At 38.6% G+C, this 16,751-nt stretch carries 16 protein-coding genes and 1 riboswitch; of the genes, 10 read left to right on the top strand and 6 right to left on the bottom strand.

Annotation, left to right across the window (positions count from 1 at the left end; genetic code table 11):
* Positions 1–64: 64 nt before the first annotated feature.
* Positions 65–1,942 carry a molecular chaperone HtpG gene (gene htpG, locus OSO01_RS17585; RefSeq protein WP_147211750.1) on the bottom strand — a complete coding sequence of 626 codons (1,878 nt, stop codon included), beginning with the start codon at positions 1,940–1,942 and terminating at the stop codon, positions 65–67.
* A 158-nt stretch (positions 1,943–2,100) separates the two neighbouring features.
* On the opposite strand from htpG, the gene OSO01_RS17580 reads away from it, so the two are divergent.
* Complete coding sequence (locus tag OSO01_RS17580) at positions 2,101–2,811, top strand: NAD-dependent protein deacylase (protein ID WP_147211749.1); 711 nt, start codon at positions 2,101–2,103, stop codon at positions 2,809–2,811.
* A gap of 68 nt (positions 2,812–2,879) precedes the next feature.
* Here OSO01_RS17580 and OSO01_RS17575 read toward each other — a convergent pair whose 3' ends face one another.
* The 3 genes from OSO01_RS17575 to OSO01_RS17565 form a co-directional block, all read right to left on the bottom strand.
* On the bottom strand, positions 2,880–3,467 hold the full coding sequence (locus tag OSO01_RS17575; RefSeq protein ID WP_147211748.1) for a YpjP family protein: 588 nt from the start codon (positions 3,465–3,467) through the stop codon (positions 2,880–2,882).
* A 170-nt stretch (positions 3,468–3,637) separates the two neighbouring features.
* Positions 3,638–4,306: a thiaminase II gene (gene tenA, locus OSO01_RS17570; protein ID WP_147211747.1), complete on the bottom strand. Its 669-nt coding sequence runs from the start codon at positions 4,304–4,306 to the stop codon at positions 3,638–3,640.
* A 39-nt stretch (positions 4,307–4,345) separates the two neighbouring features.
* Positions 4,346–5,614: an acetylornithine deacetylase gene (locus OSO01_RS17565; protein ID WP_147211746.1), complete on the bottom strand. Its 1,269-nt coding sequence runs from the start codon at positions 5,612–5,614 to the stop codon at positions 4,346–4,348.
* An 84-nt stretch (positions 5,615–5,698) separates the two neighbouring features.
* A riboswitch (TPP riboswitch) is annotated at positions 5,699–5,808 on the bottom strand.
* A 605-nt stretch (positions 5,809–6,413) separates the two neighbouring features.
* On the opposite strand from OSO01_RS17565, the gene OSO01_RS17555 reads away from it, so the two are divergent.
* The 3 genes from OSO01_RS17555 (at position 6,414) to OSO01_RS17545 (ending at position 9,065) form a co-directional block, all read left to right on the top strand.
* On the top strand, positions 6,414–7,448 hold the full coding sequence (locus OSO01_RS17555) for a S66 family peptidase (RefSeq protein WP_147211744.1): 1,035 nt from the start codon (positions 6,414–6,416) through the stop codon (positions 7,446–7,448).
* Positions 7,449–7,793: 345 nt separating this feature from the next.
* Entirely contained in the window at positions 7,794–8,090 is a 297-nt protein-coding gene (locus tag OSO01_RS17550; RefSeq protein WP_147211743.1) for a DUF2653 family protein, read from the top strand.
* A gap of 312 nt (positions 8,091–8,402) precedes the next feature.
* Positions 8,403–9,065: a TerC family protein gene (locus OSO01_RS17545; protein ID WP_246145202.1), complete on the top strand. Its 663-nt coding sequence runs from the start codon at positions 8,403–8,405 to the stop codon at positions 9,063–9,065.
* A 53-nt stretch (positions 9,066–9,118) separates the two neighbouring features.
* On the opposite strand, the gene OSO01_RS17540 is transcribed toward OSO01_RS17545, so the two are convergent.
* Entirely contained in the window at positions 9,119–10,324 is a 1,206-nt protein-coding gene (locus tag OSO01_RS17540) for an MFS transporter (RefSeq protein WP_147211742.1), read from the bottom strand.
* A gap of 189 nt (positions 10,325–10,513) precedes the next feature.
* Here OSO01_RS17540 and OSO01_RS17535 point away from each other — a divergent pair, with 189 nt between their 5' ends.
* Entirely contained in the window at positions 10,514–11,095 is a 582-nt protein-coding gene (locus OSO01_RS17535; RefSeq protein ID WP_147211741.1) for a TetR/AcrR family transcriptional regulator, read from the top strand.
* 550 nt (positions 11,096–11,645) lie between these two features.
* Here the strand turns inward: OSO01_RS17535 and OSO01_RS17530 are convergent.
* Positions 11,646–12,374 carry a MurR/RpiR family transcriptional regulator gene (locus OSO01_RS17530; RefSeq protein ID WP_147211740.1) on the bottom strand — a complete coding sequence of 243 codons (729 nt, stop codon included), beginning with the start codon at positions 12,372–12,374 and terminating at the stop codon, positions 11,646–11,648.
* A 178-nt stretch (positions 12,375–12,552) separates the two neighbouring features.
* Here OSO01_RS17530 and OSO01_RS17525 point away from each other — a divergent pair, with 178 nt between their 5' ends.
* From OSO01_RS17525 to OSO01_RS17505, 5 genes are all read left to right on the top strand, one after another.
* A complete protein-coding gene (locus OSO01_RS17525) occupies positions 12,553–13,164 on the top strand; it encodes an AAA family ATPase (RefSeq protein ID WP_147211739.1) in 612 nt (203 codons plus the stop codon).
* 56 nt (positions 13,165–13,220) lie between these two features.
* Positions 13,221–13,544, top strand: coding sequence for a PTS sugar transporter subunit IIB (locus tag OSO01_RS17520; RefSeq protein ID WP_147211738.1), 324 nt, complete (start codon positions 13,221–13,223; stop codon positions 13,542–13,544).
* A gap of 90 nt (positions 13,545–13,634) precedes the next feature.
* Complete coding sequence (locus tag OSO01_RS17515) at positions 13,635–14,939, top strand: PTS sugar transporter subunit IIC (protein ID WP_222595745.1); 1,305 nt, start codon at positions 13,635–13,637, stop codon at positions 14,937–14,939.
* A gap of 41 nt (positions 14,940–14,980) precedes the next feature.
* A complete protein-coding gene (locus tag OSO01_RS17510; RefSeq protein ID WP_147211736.1) occupies positions 14,981–15,319 on the top strand; it encodes a PTS lactose/cellobiose transporter subunit IIA in 339 nt (112 codons plus the stop codon).
* Between the two features lie 136 nt (positions 15,320–15,455).
* Entirely contained in the window at positions 15,456–16,697 is a 1,242-nt protein-coding gene (locus OSO01_RS17505; RefSeq protein WP_147211735.1) for a serpin family protein, read from the top strand.
* Positions 16,698–16,751 lie beyond the last annotated feature (54 nt).

Below are 16,751 nucleotides of genomic sequence, written 5' to 3'. Positions count from 1 at the left end.
TGATGAATAAAGTAAAAAACACCGTATAAAAGGTCTCCCTCTATACGATGTTTTCTAAATGGAATCAAACCATAATCTTACTCATATCATTCGTAAATGCCACCGGATCTTCAATCGGCAGCCCTTCAATTAACAACGCCTGGTTATAAAGTAGATTTGTATATAATTCTAATTTATCCTGATCATTTCCCTGTGCTGCTTCGAGTGCTTTAAAAATACTATGATCTACATTAATTTCAAGTACTTTGTCTGCTTTAATCTGCTGGTCATCCGGCATAGCATTTATAATTTTCTCCATCTCCAAGGAAATCTCTCCATCTGCAGAAAGGACAACCGGATGTGATTTCAGACGTTTGGAGGCTCGTACATCCTTCACTTTATCTCCGAGAACCTCTTTCATTGCTTTGAACAGCTCATTATGGCTTTCCGTTTCTTCCTTCTCTTCCTCTTTATTATCCTCTTCAATACCCAGGTCTCCGCTGGAAACAGAACGGAATTCTTTCTCCTGATATTTCATCAGCATTTTAATTGCGAATTCATCAATCTCATCTGTGAAATAAAGGATTTCATAGCCTTTATCGGCAACAATTTCAGTCTGTGGGAGTTTTTCAATACGCTCATTGGAGTCCCCTGAAGCATAATAAATATATTTTTGGTCCTCCGGCATGTGTGATACATATTCCTCTAAGGTTACCAGCTTTTTTTCCTTCGAAGAGTAGAACAGAAGCAGATCCTGCAGTTCTTCCTTATGCTGGCCAAAATCACTGTACACACCAAATTTAATTTGCTGGCCAAATGCTTTAAAGAATGTTTCATATTTCTCTCTGTCATCGCGCAGCAGGCTGAGCAGCTGTTGTTTTATTTTCTTATGAATATTTTTCGCAATGATTTTCAGCTGACGGTCATGCTGAAGCATTTCCCTGGAAATATTTAGGGACAAGTCTTCTGAATCAACCATCCCTTTCACAAAGCTGAAGTAATCAGGCAGTAAATCTGCACATTTTTCCATAATCAACACACCATTAGAATACAGCTCCAGACCTTTTTCATATTCTCTGGAGTAGTAATTAAAAGGTGCCTGTTCTGGTATAAACAAAATAGCATTATAACGGACGGTACCATCCACATTAATATGGATATGACGTAATGGCTGATCAAATCCGTAATGTTTTTCCTGATAGAAGTTCTGATAGTCCTCATCTGTCAGTTCGCTCTTATTTTTCTTCCAGATTGGAACCATTGTATTGAGCGTCTGTTCTTCAATGACATCTTCATACTCATCTTCTGTACCTTCTTTTAACTTACTTTCAGTAACATCCATTTTAATTGGATAACGGATAAAGTCAGAGTATTTCTTTACGATTTGTTTTAACTTGAATTCATCTAAAAATTCATCATAATTTTCTTCGTCTTCATTTTCTTTTATTTCAAGAATAATCTCTGTTCCAACTTCTTCACGTTCAATTGGTGTAATTGTGTAGCCGTCTGATCCCTGTGAAACCCATTTATACCCTTCTTCACTATCAATTGATTTCGTAAGTACAGTTACTTTATCTGCCACCATAAATGCAGCGTAAAAGCCAACACCAAATTGGCCGATAATATCATGACCATCTTTAATTTCATTTTCAGATTTAAAGGTGTGTGAGCCGCTTTTAGCAATCACCCCAAGGTTATTTTCCAGCTCTTCCTTTGTCATTCCAATCCCCGTATCAATGACTGTCAGTGTACGCTTATCTTTATTTGGAATCAGTTTAATGTAATAGCTGCTCTGATCAAAAGTTAAAGAATCGTCTGTTAATGCTTTATAATAAATTTTATCAATCGCATCACTTGCATTTGAAATTAATTCACGCAGAAAAACCTCCCGCTGTGAATAGATTGAATTAATTACCATATCTAATAACTTCTGTGATTCTGCTTTAAATTTCCGCTTTGCCATGACATTCCCTCTCCTTTTTCTTTTTTTAGCACTCTTGCACGCAGAGTGCTAAACCTCTATTACATGTAATACCATATTCTATTTTACCTGTCAATATTAGTCGCATATAGCTCCAACAACATGTATAATAGAAAACATATAGAAGAGGAGGGGTCTCGATGCTTCATGAATGGTTAAAAGATTCCAATCATACCGTTATTTTCACTGGTGCAGGAATGTCTACAGAAAGTGGACTGCCTGATTTTCGTTCAACAAACCGAGGAATTTGGAGAAAAAAAGACCCGAGTAAAATCGCAAGCGTAGATGCTTTAAATCATCACGTAGAAGATTTTACCGAATTTTATCGGGAACGTGTTCTTGGTGTAAAGGAATTCGGTCCGCATAAAGGCCATCAAATTCTAGCCGATTGGGAGAAGAATGGACTTATTCAGGCCATCATTACTCAGAATGTAGACGGCTTCCATCAGGATGCAGGCAGCAAACATGTTCATGAGCTTCATGGAACGCTGCAGAAGCTTCATTGCCAAAGCTGCGGAAAAGTTTATGACAGCTCTGCTTATGTAGATGAAGATTACTACTGTTCCTGTGGTGGAATACTCAGACCTTCTATTGTGTTATTTGGAGAAATGCTCCCAGAGGATGCCTTCTCTGCTGCTTTTGAACTTGCAAAGCAGGCTGATTTATTTATTGTACTGGGATCCTCCCTATCCGTAACGCCTGCCAATCAATTTCCGGAAATCGCAAAACAAAATGGTGCAAAGCTCGTCATTGTGAATCAGGAGAAAACACCATTAGATAATTATGCAGATTTAGTTGTATTTGACCGGAAGATTGGAGCTTATTTAGAGGAAACGAATAAATTATTATAAAAAAACAAAAGGCAAGGAAGCGCTCGTCGCCTCCTTGCCTTTCTTAATATAAAAACATAATTTTGTTCTTATGCCATCCATTTTGGCGGTGTATTTTTATCCCAATAGATATCCCCGATGTGATAATGCTTTTGGAACCTGTCTTTATTTAAATGATAATGAAAATTAAAATAATGTCCTTCTAATGGCCGGTTTTCACGACGGACATGAAACTTTACCAATGTTTCATTTGTGTTGTTATTAGAAACATTAAAGATTCGTTCTCCATAGCCTTCTGACGGCTTTTCCGTAATAGCGATATCTTTATATTCCTCAGAATGTTCAACAAGATCTGCAAGTAATGTTTCCATTTGCGGCAAAATAACTGCGGCAAATTCGTTCTCTACTTTATCAGTGATTCTTGGTCCAAACTTTTCCAGACTCAATTCTTTTGCCTCTTTATGCAGATGTTCCAGATAAACTTCCTTTGGATTCCCTACAATATATGATTGGGTGGTTTCCTCAATAACAGATGTTGTTTCTATATCAGATGAAGAAGATAAATTACTGTCGCTCCGTTTATCTGCATCAATTTCTAAAAGGTTAGTCGGTGTATATATCCCCAACGTTAAGATAGTTATAAATACGACTGCTATTCTTCTCCACCAGAGCTTCATCTGCTTCACCCATCTTCCATATCCGTTTTCTTTATTTTACCATGAATCTATTCATTGTCTATCCAACCATTCTACTTTTTTCAATTTTATAGACAATATTGTTATACCAAACATCCTATTTATACACTATTTCACAAATGGCTTATATCTTATAGGTAATCTCTTTGCCATTAAACCGGCCAGCCTTCACGCTTATACGCCATATCCCAAAACATATATTCATAGCGGCTGGTATTCAGAAAAATAGCTTCTAAATCATTCAGTTCTGTTTCCGTACAGCCTTCAGCAAGTTCATCCAATTTTTCAATCAGCCACTTACCGATGGAACCAAATTCATCCGAGCTGTACATTTTCACCCATTCTCCGTACTGCTCATGCTCCAGCGCACCCGGCTTCTTCGCCAGCTCCAGACCAATTTCGTGATAACTCCAGGCACACGGCAGAATTGCTGCAATCAAAGCTGCTAAAGAGCCCTTCTGCGCTTCTGCAAGCATGTTACTGCTGTAAGCAAGAGTTACAGGACCTGGAACAGTAGATTCCAGTTCATCCCTTGAAATACCAAGATGTTCAGCATACTGACGATGAAGATCCATTTCAAAATTTAGCGTTTCGTCCAATGATTTAGCAAACCCGGACATCGTATCTAAATCTTTTGCAAGCACCGTTCCCATCGCAATTACTTTGGAGTACTCTATCAAATACTTGTAATCCTGACACATATAAAATTTAAACGCCTCTATATCGAGTGTTCCATTACCAATCCCCTGTACAAATGGATGCTGATGGCTTTTCTCCCAAACCGGGTCTGCTTTCTTGCGAATACGCTCTGAAAATTTCATGTTATAAAAGCTCCTTTTATATATTTTTTATGAACAACGCTATTTCTGTTTTTCTGTATTACACCATTTCAAAATAAACCGCAGTAATGACGCTGTATAGTCTAATAGCTCATCTATATCTATCTGTTCATCGACTGCATGAGCGTGCTTTAATTCTCCTGGGCCATAGCAGACAGTAGAAATACCGTAGGCTGCAAGCCATCCCCCATCTGTTACTGTTTCAGACATACGACTGGAAGCTTTCTTACCGAATGCTTCCTGATGACTCTCTTGTAAAAGAGCAAAGGCTGCATGCTCCTCATCTACTGAGAATGATGGGAAAATTTCACCCCGGTCAACAATCATCGATTCGCCTCCCCACTCAAGTTCCGGCGGATTGTCTCTCATCCAGACGTCTGCTTCCGCTGTTTTTCGTAAATGCAGCTCAATTTCTTCTGCGACCTGTTCAGCTGTCTCATCCGGATAATAGTGAACGGTAATCCACAGGCGGCATTCATCTGCGATAAATGCGGCATGTCTTCCTCCCTCAATAACTGCAGGATTAATCGTATTCGTGCCCGGCGGGAAACCTGGATAAGATTTAGTCACTGCCCAATGGCGCTCCAGCTCCTGCAGGGCAGTAATCAGCTTGTTCATCTTTTCAATCGCACTCGCTCCCTTCATTCCGCCGCCTGCATGAATAAGTTGTCTGCGTGTACCATCATGATGCGTGGTTGGGCTTTTCACTGTAACCCAGCCCGTAATAACACCGCCCTGTCCATGAATTTCACAATGACTAGTGTCTGCAACAATGGCATAATCTGCTGTATAACCGCGCTCACCACATTGCTTCGTTCCTGCTTCGCCAACTTCTTCACCAATGACTGATTGAAGAATGACATCTCCTCCCAGCTCAATCTGATGGTCATGCAAAATTCTCATAGCAAATAAACAAGCTGCCAGACCACCTTTCATATCCGCTGCGCCACGTCCGTATAATGTACGGTCTTCTACTATCGGTTGAAATGGCGCATTTTTCCAGTTTTCATCCTCTTCAATAGAAGCGACATCGACATGTCCATTAAGAATCAAACTATTATATGCATCAGAAGAAGTTCCTTGTAGATGGCCGACGACATTTGGATCTCCCGGATAAACATCCCATTGTTCTGTTTCAAAATCCATTTCCTTCAAATACTTTGCAATATAAGCCTGGATATCCGCTGTATTTCTTGCAGGCGGCGCCGGTGTCCTGAAGCGGATCAAATCGCTGAGTAGCTCTACCAGCTCTTTCTCCCGGTTCCATACATCCTGAACTATTTTATCCATTAAAATAAACCTCCTTTAAAGCACGCAAAAAAGCCATCTCCCCAGGAAGGAAGATGGCAGAAAGTTTTATTTCATTTGCCTATAGGCATATCCCGCCCACTTCCCTCCGCTAGTACAAACTAGATCAGGTTGGTAAGGGTTAAGGCAGTATATACATGCCTCTCTCAGCTTTATAAGCACCCCTAGTGGATCATTGCGTATTTACTTGTCAGCTTTAGATTACCATAAGGGTGTACAGGCGTAAAGCAGGATTTTATCAAAGATTATTCTGTACCTGTTTGTCTTTTCGCTATTGGGAATCTTTTCTCTCTTATTTTTAATGTCATATGTTTTTATGGGAAAAGCTGTTATAAGTGTTGTTCAATCCTATAGTGGCAATCAAATAGAAACCGAGGCTTTTATTTCTGATAAAGAGCGTAATTATAATGCCGGCCTCCATAGCACAAATTCATACTATTTGCATTTATCCTTTTTACGCGGAAGATATAGAAGAAGAAATTTTATTTCCAAACAAGTATCCTCTCGTATTTTTCCTCAAAATCGTGATTTAATAAATATCCGTTATCCTGAAGGCCAGCCTTATAAAGCGTACATATCAGGAACCAAATTCAGTGATTTTATAGGATCTAGTTTTATTATTTACAGCTGTGTTATCATCGTTACCGCTTTATTAATATATGCAGCCATATTAATGCGAAGAAAGAAGAAAACTGGATCTTATTATAAAAAACAGAAAAAGGATTTCTCAAATAAGTAACGAATACATAGTATATACCATTCACAGAAAGGAGCCTCAATTATGCTTATTCAGCCAAAAAAATTATCGCCTGGTGATAAAGTAGCAACTGTCAGCCTTTCCTGGGGAGGAGCTGGTGAACCATCACTGCGTTGGCGCTATGAACAGGGCGTGGAACGCTTAGAATCCGTCTTTGGGCTCGAAGTTGTGCCAATGCCCAACAGCTTAAAAGGACAAGCTTACATAGCTGAACACCCCGAGGCACGGGCTGAGGATTTAATGACCGCTTTTCAGGATCCTGAAATCAAAGGGATTATTTCTAATATTGGCGGAGATGATAGTATCCGCCTGCTTCCCTATATTGATTTTGATATTATCCGTAAAAACCCAAAGATTTTTATGGGTTTCTCTGACACGACGATTGCCCATTTATTCTGCTTCCATGCAGGATTATCTTCCTTCTACGGTCCGGCAATTATGACAGACTTTGCAGAAAATGTTGCAATGGATGATTACACAGTGAATGCCATTCAAAACATGCTTTTTAAAGTGGAAGCAGTCGGCAATATCTCTGCACCGGAGAAATGGACAAGTGAATTCCTGGAATGGGATATTTCCAATAAATCCATTGCAAGAACAAGATATCCTGATCGGGGTTATGAACTCCTGCAGGGAAGCGGTATCGCAAAAGGAAACCTTATCGGAGGCTGTATCGAAGTACTTGAATTTGCCAAAGGAACAGAAATCTGGCCACAGCAGGGAGCATGGAAGAATAGCATTCTCTTCTTTGAAACATCCGAGGAGCAGACAGAGCCCGAGTTAATAAAAAGATGGCTTAGAAACTATGCAGCTCAAGGAATACTCCACCAGGCAAATGGAATGATTTTTGCAAAACCTTATGGGGAGGTACATTATGAAGCATATAAGGAAATTATCTTATCTGTTCTAGCAGAAAACGGGCTGGTTGACCTTCCTGTTCTTTATGGTGTTTCTTTTGGACATACTGAACCAAAAACACCTATCCCATATGGAAGATTAGCACAAGTTGATTGCCATCAAGCATCCTTTTCGATTATAGAAGCAGCTGTTACGGATTAAGGACAGCTGCTTTTCTTTAGTTAGAATAGATTTACACCTCTCTCATTATTAAATCAAATAAGACAGTGATATACTATTGATATACTTCCTGTTTAGAAATGTTAGTTAAACGAAGTAATGACTAAGCTCTTCTGAGGCTTCGCGCTCTCTCCATTGCTCTTTTTCCCATAAAGGTTAACAATAAAATTATCCTGATTAGAAGAGTCAAGAGAAAGATTATGCCCTATAACTACTTCCTGCTTCATGCAAATAGGGAATTTGTAGTAAGATAGAATAGAATGGGCACCATCGCTAAAGGCGGATATTAAATAAGCCTTCCAACCATATGCAGGAGGAATTTGAGGTATGCAAAAACTTATTATTCCTGAAGAGGATATTGTGCTTGCTATATGTATGTACATTGCTGAAGAACAGAATATGAATGCAGATGACGTCCAGGTAGAGTTGTTTTATGATGATTACACTGGTTTTTCAGCAGAAATCATAACGCCGTCCGGAAAACAGGAATGGATGACCAAGCAAATTATTACTGCATTAAGAAAATGGATCAAAGAGAATCTTCATGCTGATCCATATGCAGGCTTAAAGCTGGATTTAAACAGACGAAACGGCATTTACGCGCGCCTTCGCAGTGATAGCTAGTTTCTCATAAAAACTTGATAATATTTTTTAAGCTTATTTACATATTTTCAAATGATTCAAGGCCAACAGCCTCTATTCAATTGAATATAGCATTTATTTTAATTTTTTCTTAACAAGTTTTCTTTTGACAAAAAAGAGCAGGAAGGCCTCCTGGCATGTACGTACATATAAAACAGTTAACAACCCTTTTATTTCCTTTGGATAAAAAAATAAAAGGGTTTTCATTTGCCGTTCTTTATTTTTTTCTCTCCTGTTCTGATTCCTCGTACAAGCTCATATACTAAAATATCGAGCAGACAGGAAAGGAGAGATATGTTGGAGTTTATACAGACAGTCGGACAAATTCTCCTTATCAATATTTTATTAAGCGGGGATAATGCTATTGTCATTGCGATGGCGAGCCGAAATCTTCCGGAACATCTTCAAACACGCGCTATCCGCTGGGGAACCTTTGGAGCAATTGCGCTTCGTATCCTCTTTGTTTTTATCATGATTTACTTGCTACAGCTGCCTTTTATTCAACTAATTGGCGGATTTCTCCTATTGTATGTAGCATATAAATTACTGGTTGATAAGCAGGATCAAAGTCAGATGAAGAGCGGGAATTCTTTGCGTGAGGCGATAACAATTATTATTTTTGCAGATGTCATCATGAGTCTGGATAATGTACTGGCCATCGCTGCCATTGCAGACAGCGATTTGCTGCTGGTAATTGCCGGAATCATTTTAAGTATCCCGATTATTTTAACAGCCAGTGAACTCATTCTAAAATTAATCCAGCGCTTCCCAATTATTATTTATATCGGTGCAGGCTTACTTGCTTGGACAGCTGGAAAGATGCTGTTAGAAGAGGCATTTGTACAGCAGCTTTTCGCTTCAATGAAATATGGACAGCTTATCTTCCTCAATATCCTTACTATTTCCATTCTATTTATTGGTAAGTGGCGCAGAAATCAATTAGAAATGACCGTATAAAAAAACCTCTTATGTGACAAAACATCGCATAAGAGGTTTTTTTAGCTGCAGTTTTACAAACTTTGATAGGTTTTTGCTTTTTTAAATAGCACTGTTGTAATAATCAAGCCTATCGCCGCAAAGCTTAGCAGGATAACTTGAATAGAAATATCAGCAGCTGACAATCCAGAAACAAGAGCATATGAAATTGGATCGAATCCATTCATAGCCAGAAAAATAATACTCATGACTCTTCCCATAATATAGTCTTCTGTCTGCTCCTGAGCAGCTGTAAAGAACGGAATAAATACAAACGACATAGAAAATCCAATAAAGAATACAACAACCGTAAGCATTGTTAAATTAGGGACAAGTGCAAAAATAACGTACGATATTAACGCCCCCAATAAGCCGAACAGGGAAGTTCTGCCTTTCCTTTTTATCAGCACGGTACTGAGTACCCCTGTCCCGGCAACCAGACCTATACCCAGACTGGCTTCCATGTAGCTTAGATTAAGCGGTGTTCCTCCATAGCTCTCCACTAAGAAGGGAATCGCAATATGCAGGGTTCCGAATACAAAGAAGTTCAGTGTAATTAAAACCGCTAAGCCTGTCAGCAAAAAGCGTGAATTACGAATATATGCCAGACCTTCTTTGATTTCCTTTATCGGTTTTTGTTTTTCCTGCAGTGCAACAGGGCCTTCATTAATAAAACGCGGATAAATAATTACCGCAGAAAGCAGCGCTAAAATCATTGCCACAAAATAACTTCCGCTGACTCCAACAGATTCCATCAGTATTCCTGCAATAATTGGACCTGCTACAAAGGAAACCTGGTCCACTCCCTGGAATAAGGCATTGGCACGCTGAAGCTGGCTTTTCTCAACAATTTTAGGAATCATCGAGGAACTTGCTGGACCGAAGAAAGCATCCAGCATCCCAAAACCAGCTGCAATCACTAGAAGCAGGCTAAGAGATAATCCATCATTTTTAATGAGGATATATAAAATAAGCAGAAGAACTGCTTGCACAAAATTTGCTAAAAACATAATCGTGGTCTTCTTATAACGGTCTGCCACCACTCCGCCGAAAATCATCATCGCAATCCTCGGAACCGTCGCAGCAATTAATACAAGCCCTAAAGAACTTGCAGATCCGCTCTCGCTGATAACAAACCATGTTGTTGTCGTCAAGAACATACTGAAGCTGACTACGCCAAAGATACCAGCAACGAACAACAGCACAAATGTACGATTTTTAAATAACGCTTGTCCTTCCATATTATCTTTCCTCCGACTTTTTTACTGGCGAAATAAAGCTATACTGATAACCGAAAGCTTTATATTTATCTTTTTAGATGACATGCCGCTAAGCATACTCTATAATATGAATCAACGGAACCTACCGACTGTTCGTTTCTAAGAAAATTCTACCCTAGTATAACTATTTTGTCAAAGGAGAATAACACCATGCACACAAAAGAAAAAATTCTAATGGAAGGAATGGATCTGTTTGCAACGCTCGGTTATAACGGCACTTCCATGACAAAGATTGCTGACCGGGTCGGACTGCAGAAATCCTCGCTCTATGCACACTACAGCAGTAAAGAAGAATTATTTATGGATGTGACGACAAAGATTGCTGCCGACTATGTGCACTTTGTAAAGTCAACCTTTGAAAATGATGGGCAAACAACAGAAGAAAAATTCCATCTCTCCTTTCAAGCACATGTAAAGGATCTGGCAAATCATGACAGCAGCATTGAATTTTATAATCGTTTCTCTTCTTATCCTCCAAAAGGATTTGAGAACAGCATTTTAGAGTTGCTGCGTAATAGTGAGGAGCAGGCAAGAGCTGTATTTAAAGAAAAAATAGAAAAGGCGCAAGAGGCTGGAGACATTACTGATGAAATTTCTCCGGAAGAAGCTGCACATGCTTTTTACGGCTTATTAGATGGGCTGTCCTATGAAACCAGTTATTACAATATAGATATTATTGAACGCCATGGCGAATTTATGTGGAAAGTATTTTGGAGAGGCGTTAAAGCTTAAAAGGAACAAAAGCGCAGAGCGCCTGCTTAAAGACGTAGAGATTGCGCCCCCGGTCTTTGGGGGTGGTTCGACCTTGGTCGAACTTCCTTTACTTTAAACCGATGTTGACTTTCACCCGCGGGCATAAGTGCGGCGGTTTTGATGGAACGAGTAATCGCAGTCCCAGTCCCAACTTTACCTCTGTCTACGCCTGACGGCTTGACAATCACTAAGTCTTCTTTATCGTAGGGCGTGACGTGAAATCTCTAAAGTTTGGCGCTCGAAGCTGGACGCGGCTGTTTTTCTATAAATAGTTATCCACAAGACAATAATTCTATAATTTCCTCTGCAGCTAGAAAAAAGTCAACAGCATCTCGAAGCAGTTGACTTTTTTCTAGCTTTTTAATTTTTACCAATACTCCCCTTAAAACTGATACATTTTAGATTTTAACGGAATTTCAAGACTATCCTGGCAAATAAATCTCTAAAACTTTTTTCAAACTTAGAACATGTTTTAAGTTTCCTTCTGCTTATACTCAATCCCTTTCACCTATGCTACGATAAAACCGTATTATTCGTTGCGCTGTTTCGAGTTTTCTAAAAAATCACTAAACAGATATTCAAATATCAAAATTGTCTCTCCAAAGAAGGTATTCGGCATATATTGAAGATCTCTCAACTGGTTGTACTCATTAATTATAATTGGAAGTGTGGAACACGGTACTGCAGACGAGTTTGCATTTCCAATAAATGAAATGATGTCTATCCCATTTTGACTGGCATTCTTTATTATATCCAGCGCTCTCGGTGTTTCGCCTGATTGAGATATAAATATCAGCAGTACTTCTCCTTGATATGCTTCTGAGAAAAGCTGGAGATGTGTATTTGAAATACTGTTCCAGCCATTTATCAATAATTTCTCATTCATATAATTGGCGATAAGCTGTGCGTAACCCAGGCCGAAAACAACTACTTTTTTGGATTGATATTTTTGAAACAATTTCCGGAAAGCTCTGCTGTATTGCTGGACCATTTCCGTCGATATTGTAAACAAGTCACCTTTCATTGTTTCTGTTTTTTGATTTTTCGAAAATATTATATGGTACACCATATCTGTATATCCTTCAAAATGCAGCTTTTTAGCTAAACGAATAATGGTCGATATGGAGGTATTATTATCTTGCGCTGCTTTGCGAATACCAAGCTTACTTAATGGCTCTGGATAATTGACCAGATAAGTTAATAATTTCTTTTCTAAATGATCTAATTGATGCTTGTCGTAAAGATGCTCTATATTCATTGTTTAGTCTCCTATTTAAGCCGATTACAATTTTTATTGTACATTAACAATTCCAGGCTTACAATGCTGCTTCTTACAAGCATTTAGATTTATTGTGCTGCAATAGGCACAGCTTTAATAAGGAACATATTTATGAGACAAGTACCCTGAAAGCAGAACTTTAAGAGGAGGAAATAAAATGCAGAATTTCACAGAAGATCCATGGGCAAGAACCTATACTAGAAACGGGTTTATTTCCGAGGAAATAATATCGAGTTTACAAAAAAGTATCCGCAGAGGAAAAGAAGAAGATGCATGTGCATTTGCGTATGAGCTCTATATCACTTCTCCACAGGCGGAGGACAAGCTATGGAGACGATTAATTGCAATCTCTGTAGAAGACATTGGCATGGGAAACCCCCAAGCAGCTGTCTTAGTTAATAACTTACATGATATGAGTCGAAAATTTGTTTACGCAGATGGCGATCGTCCATTATTCTTCTTCCATGCCATTCGTTATTTATGTGCGTGTGAAAAAGACCGCTCCAGCGACTTATTAAAAAATATTGTTGCTAAAAGCTTTGCAATGGGATATCTTCCAGAAATTCCAGATATCGCTCTTGATAAACATACAACAAGAGGAAAAGAAATGGGACGTGATTCTTTCCACTTCTTAAATGAAGCAAGCAAAGTTATCCCTCAAAAAGAAGTAGATAATGATTACAAAGAACGTTATGAAGCAATTCTCAAGAAATATAACCCGGAAGAGGCTGTAGAGTCCACATTTAAAAACAACTCTTGGCAGTACTAAAGCATAATAAAGCTAGATAAAGCATGCTGTGATTCTGACTAAAGGAGAGATTATTAATGAATATTCTTTTAATTTGTGAAGCAGGTGCATCCACTGGCTATTTAGTTCAAAAAATGCAGGCGTTTATCGCGGAGCATGAAAAGCTAAAGCATAAAGAAATGAACGTGGAAGCAACCTCTGTAAACCAATTGGGACCAACCCTTGAAGCCAAAGATATCGATGTGGTGCTTATCGCTCCGCAAATTCGTTCCAGAGAAGACTCCATTCATGAAGTGTGTGAGCATCATCAAGTAAAGGTGAGCACGATTGATTTAGTCGATTACGGGCGTATAGATGCTCCGGCAATTATTAAATTAGCAATTAAGCTGTACAAAAGCTAGATAATCTTAATAGCAGATACTGCAAAAGAGGCACCTCTCTTGCAGTATCTTATTTCAAAATAAAACGCTTCATAGAGGAGTTGAATGGCGTTGGCCGAGACAGAATCAAGATTTCAACAATCATTACAGAAATACTTATTACCTGTTGCCAAAAAAATAGAAAACCAGGTGCATATTCAAGCAGTTAAAGAAGGCATGATGAGTATCGTACCAATCATTATTATCGGCTCTTTTTGTTTATTATCGATTGCTTTAATGAATATTCTCCCGGAAGGAAACAGTATCGCAGCTTTTATCGGTAATCATCTCGATAAATTTATGCTGCCATTTAATTTCACAATGGGAATCATTTCGCTATACTCTGCATTCTTTATCGCGGAATCGCTGGCAAGAAAATATAAGATGAACTCCATTGAGATTGGAATAACAGCTGTTATCTGTCAATTTATTGTCGGTGCAGAAGTAATAGATGGAGGTTTTGGAACAGCAAACCTTGATGCACAAGGACTGTTTGTCAGTATTATTGTCAGTTTAGGAATTGTAGAAATCACACGCTTTCTAAATAGCAAATCACTTGTTATTCGTCTGCCAAAAGATGTTCCAAGCATTGTTGCTAAGAGCTTTAACAATTTAATTCCCATGGTTATTAACATTGTCGTATTTACAGTAATCTCTATTCTTTCCTTCGAATTTGCCGGCAAGGCATTTTCGCAGGTTATTATGGGCGTTCTCGCTCCCGCAATTCAGAGTATTGACAATATTTTTGCTGTAATGCTGATTCTTTTCTTAACGCAGCTGCTCTGGTTCTTTGGTTTACATGGTGCTGCCATCACTTCCAGTGTCTGGCTGCCAATCGCTACTACCTATATGGCAACGAATGCAAACAACATTGCTGCCGGCGGTGAGGCTGCGCATATCTTTACAATGGGCTTTTACTACAGTATATTATCGGTAACAGGATCGGGAATTACCCTGGGGCTTGTATTCTTAATGATGCGAAGTAAATCAGATACATTGCGTCCAATTGGAAAGGTTGCTTTTATTCCATCTTTATTCGGTATTAATGAGCCAGTAATTTTCGGAACACCGATTGTACTGAATCCATTTTTATTTGTCCCATTTATCTTTGCTCCACCAATTATTGGCGGAATTTCCTACCTTCTCTTCAGCTCTGGTTTGATTGGTTATCCAATTGTAGAGCCGCCTGGATTCTTACCGCCTGGTGTCGGGGCATTTATTATGACGCTTGATTGGAAAGCTGTCATCCTGCCATTTGTAAATATTATTGTGATGGGACTTATCTATTATCCTTTCTTCAAGGCAATGGAAAAAGCTCAATTGATAAAAGAACAAAATGAGAAAGAAATAGAGGAAGATGATGCATTTGATTTCTAAATTGCTTCACACTCTTAAATAATGATTGGAGGACACAGTCCATGGAAGAGAATCAACAAAACGAAACCCCTTCTCTAGAAGCAAGTGCTTTTGAGATTATTGCACTTGCCGGGCAGGCTAAAAGTGATACACTAGTCGCTTTAAAAAAGGTAAAAGTGGACGAGTATGAAGAAGCACGCAAGCTGTTAAAAGAAGCAAATGATCTAATCGTACAAGCATCAAGCGTACATCTGAAACTTCTTTCCAGGCTGTCGGAAAATTCGGAGGAAAATTTGCCCTTTCTGGTTATTCATGCGGAAGACCATTATTCTCAAGCTTCTTACTCTTATGAATTGGTTTCGGAACTATTAGAGATTTTCGAACAAAAGCTTTCTTCATAACGGCAATAGCAACCATATTAAGCCTGGGGCTTAATATGGTTTTCTTTTATTCAATTTAGTTTCCTTCCATATTAGCTTGTTCCTCTCCTTCATGTATGATATGTTTAACAAAATTAAATGAGGAGATGCTGTTAAAATGATGAAAAAATTTCTTTGTTTTTTTACAGTCATTTTTTTAAGCGCTTGCAATACCTCTAATTCGGAGCAAGAAAACCCAGCTGACGATATAGAACAGCCGGACAATGCATCCAAAGAAACTGTCCAGTCAGGATTGAACCAGCTTGGTTTTGAAACACTCTCCGGATTAGACAAAAATGAGGATGGCAATTTATTTATTTCTCCTATAAGTATTTGGACTGCATTAAATATGACATATCACGGTGCCGGAGGAGAGACAAAAGAAGAAATGGCTGAAGTACTTGGGATAGAGAATATTGATTCTGATGCCTTACTTTCTGCAAACCACGATTTGTTAATGAATCAGGCAGGGGATAATCAGGAACTGGAGCTGTATCTCGCAAATGCCGTCTGGTTCAGGGAAGATATGGAGATTGAATCTGCTTACCAGGAAATGCTGGAAACATCTTATCTTGCACAAGTAGAGCCCCTGACAACAGAAGATGCCATTAATGATTGGGTTGCTGAACAGACAAATGACCGGATAGATAATATGATAGATGAGATTTCACCTAATTTAATTTTATTCTTGCTCAATGCTGTTTACTTTCAAGGTGATTGGACATATCCTTTTGATGAAAGCTTAACAGAGGAACAGGAATTTCATTTAGCAGATGGCTCTTCTATTGAAACACCTACGATGGTATTGTATGAGGAAGAATTAAATTACTCAGAAAACGATGATGTTCAGGTTGTTTCTCTGCCTTATGAGGAGGAAGAAACAATACAAATGCAAATTTTCCTGCCTAATGAGGATAGCAGCTTTACAGATTTCCAGGAAGACTTTTCTTTAGAAAAATGGCAGGAATGGACAGATGATATGGAGAAACAAACAGGAACCGTATTTCTTCCCTCCTTCACACTGGAATATGAATCCGAATTAAATGATCTTTTTATTGATCTCGGTATGGAGCAGGCCTTCGACCCAAATTATGCTAATTTTTCTAATATGTTTACGTCAATAGAAGATAAAGGGGCTTATATCGACGAAATTTATCATAAAACATTTATAGACGTTAACGAAGAAGGTACGGAAGCAGCAGGAGCTACCTCTGTTTCTATAGAAGAAACTGCTGCAATTATACAGGATACCTTCCAGATGGATATCAATCGTCCGTTTCTATTCACAATTACTAATACAGAAGAGAATATTATTTTATTTATGGGAAGTATGGAGCAGCCTGTGAATGAAAGTGAATAGAAAAATGTCCATTCGCTGAATAATTTTTAATTCATGTGAATGGACATTTTTTAT

It is taken from the genome of Oceanobacillus sojae (genome assembly GCF_007991515.1).
Lineage (GTDB): Bacteria > Bacillota > Bacilli > Bacillales > Amphibacillaceae > Oceanobacillus > Oceanobacillus sojae.
The sequence above is the reverse complement of the archived record's forward strand: the minus strand, read 5'-3'. Positions and strand labels throughout refer to the sequence as shown.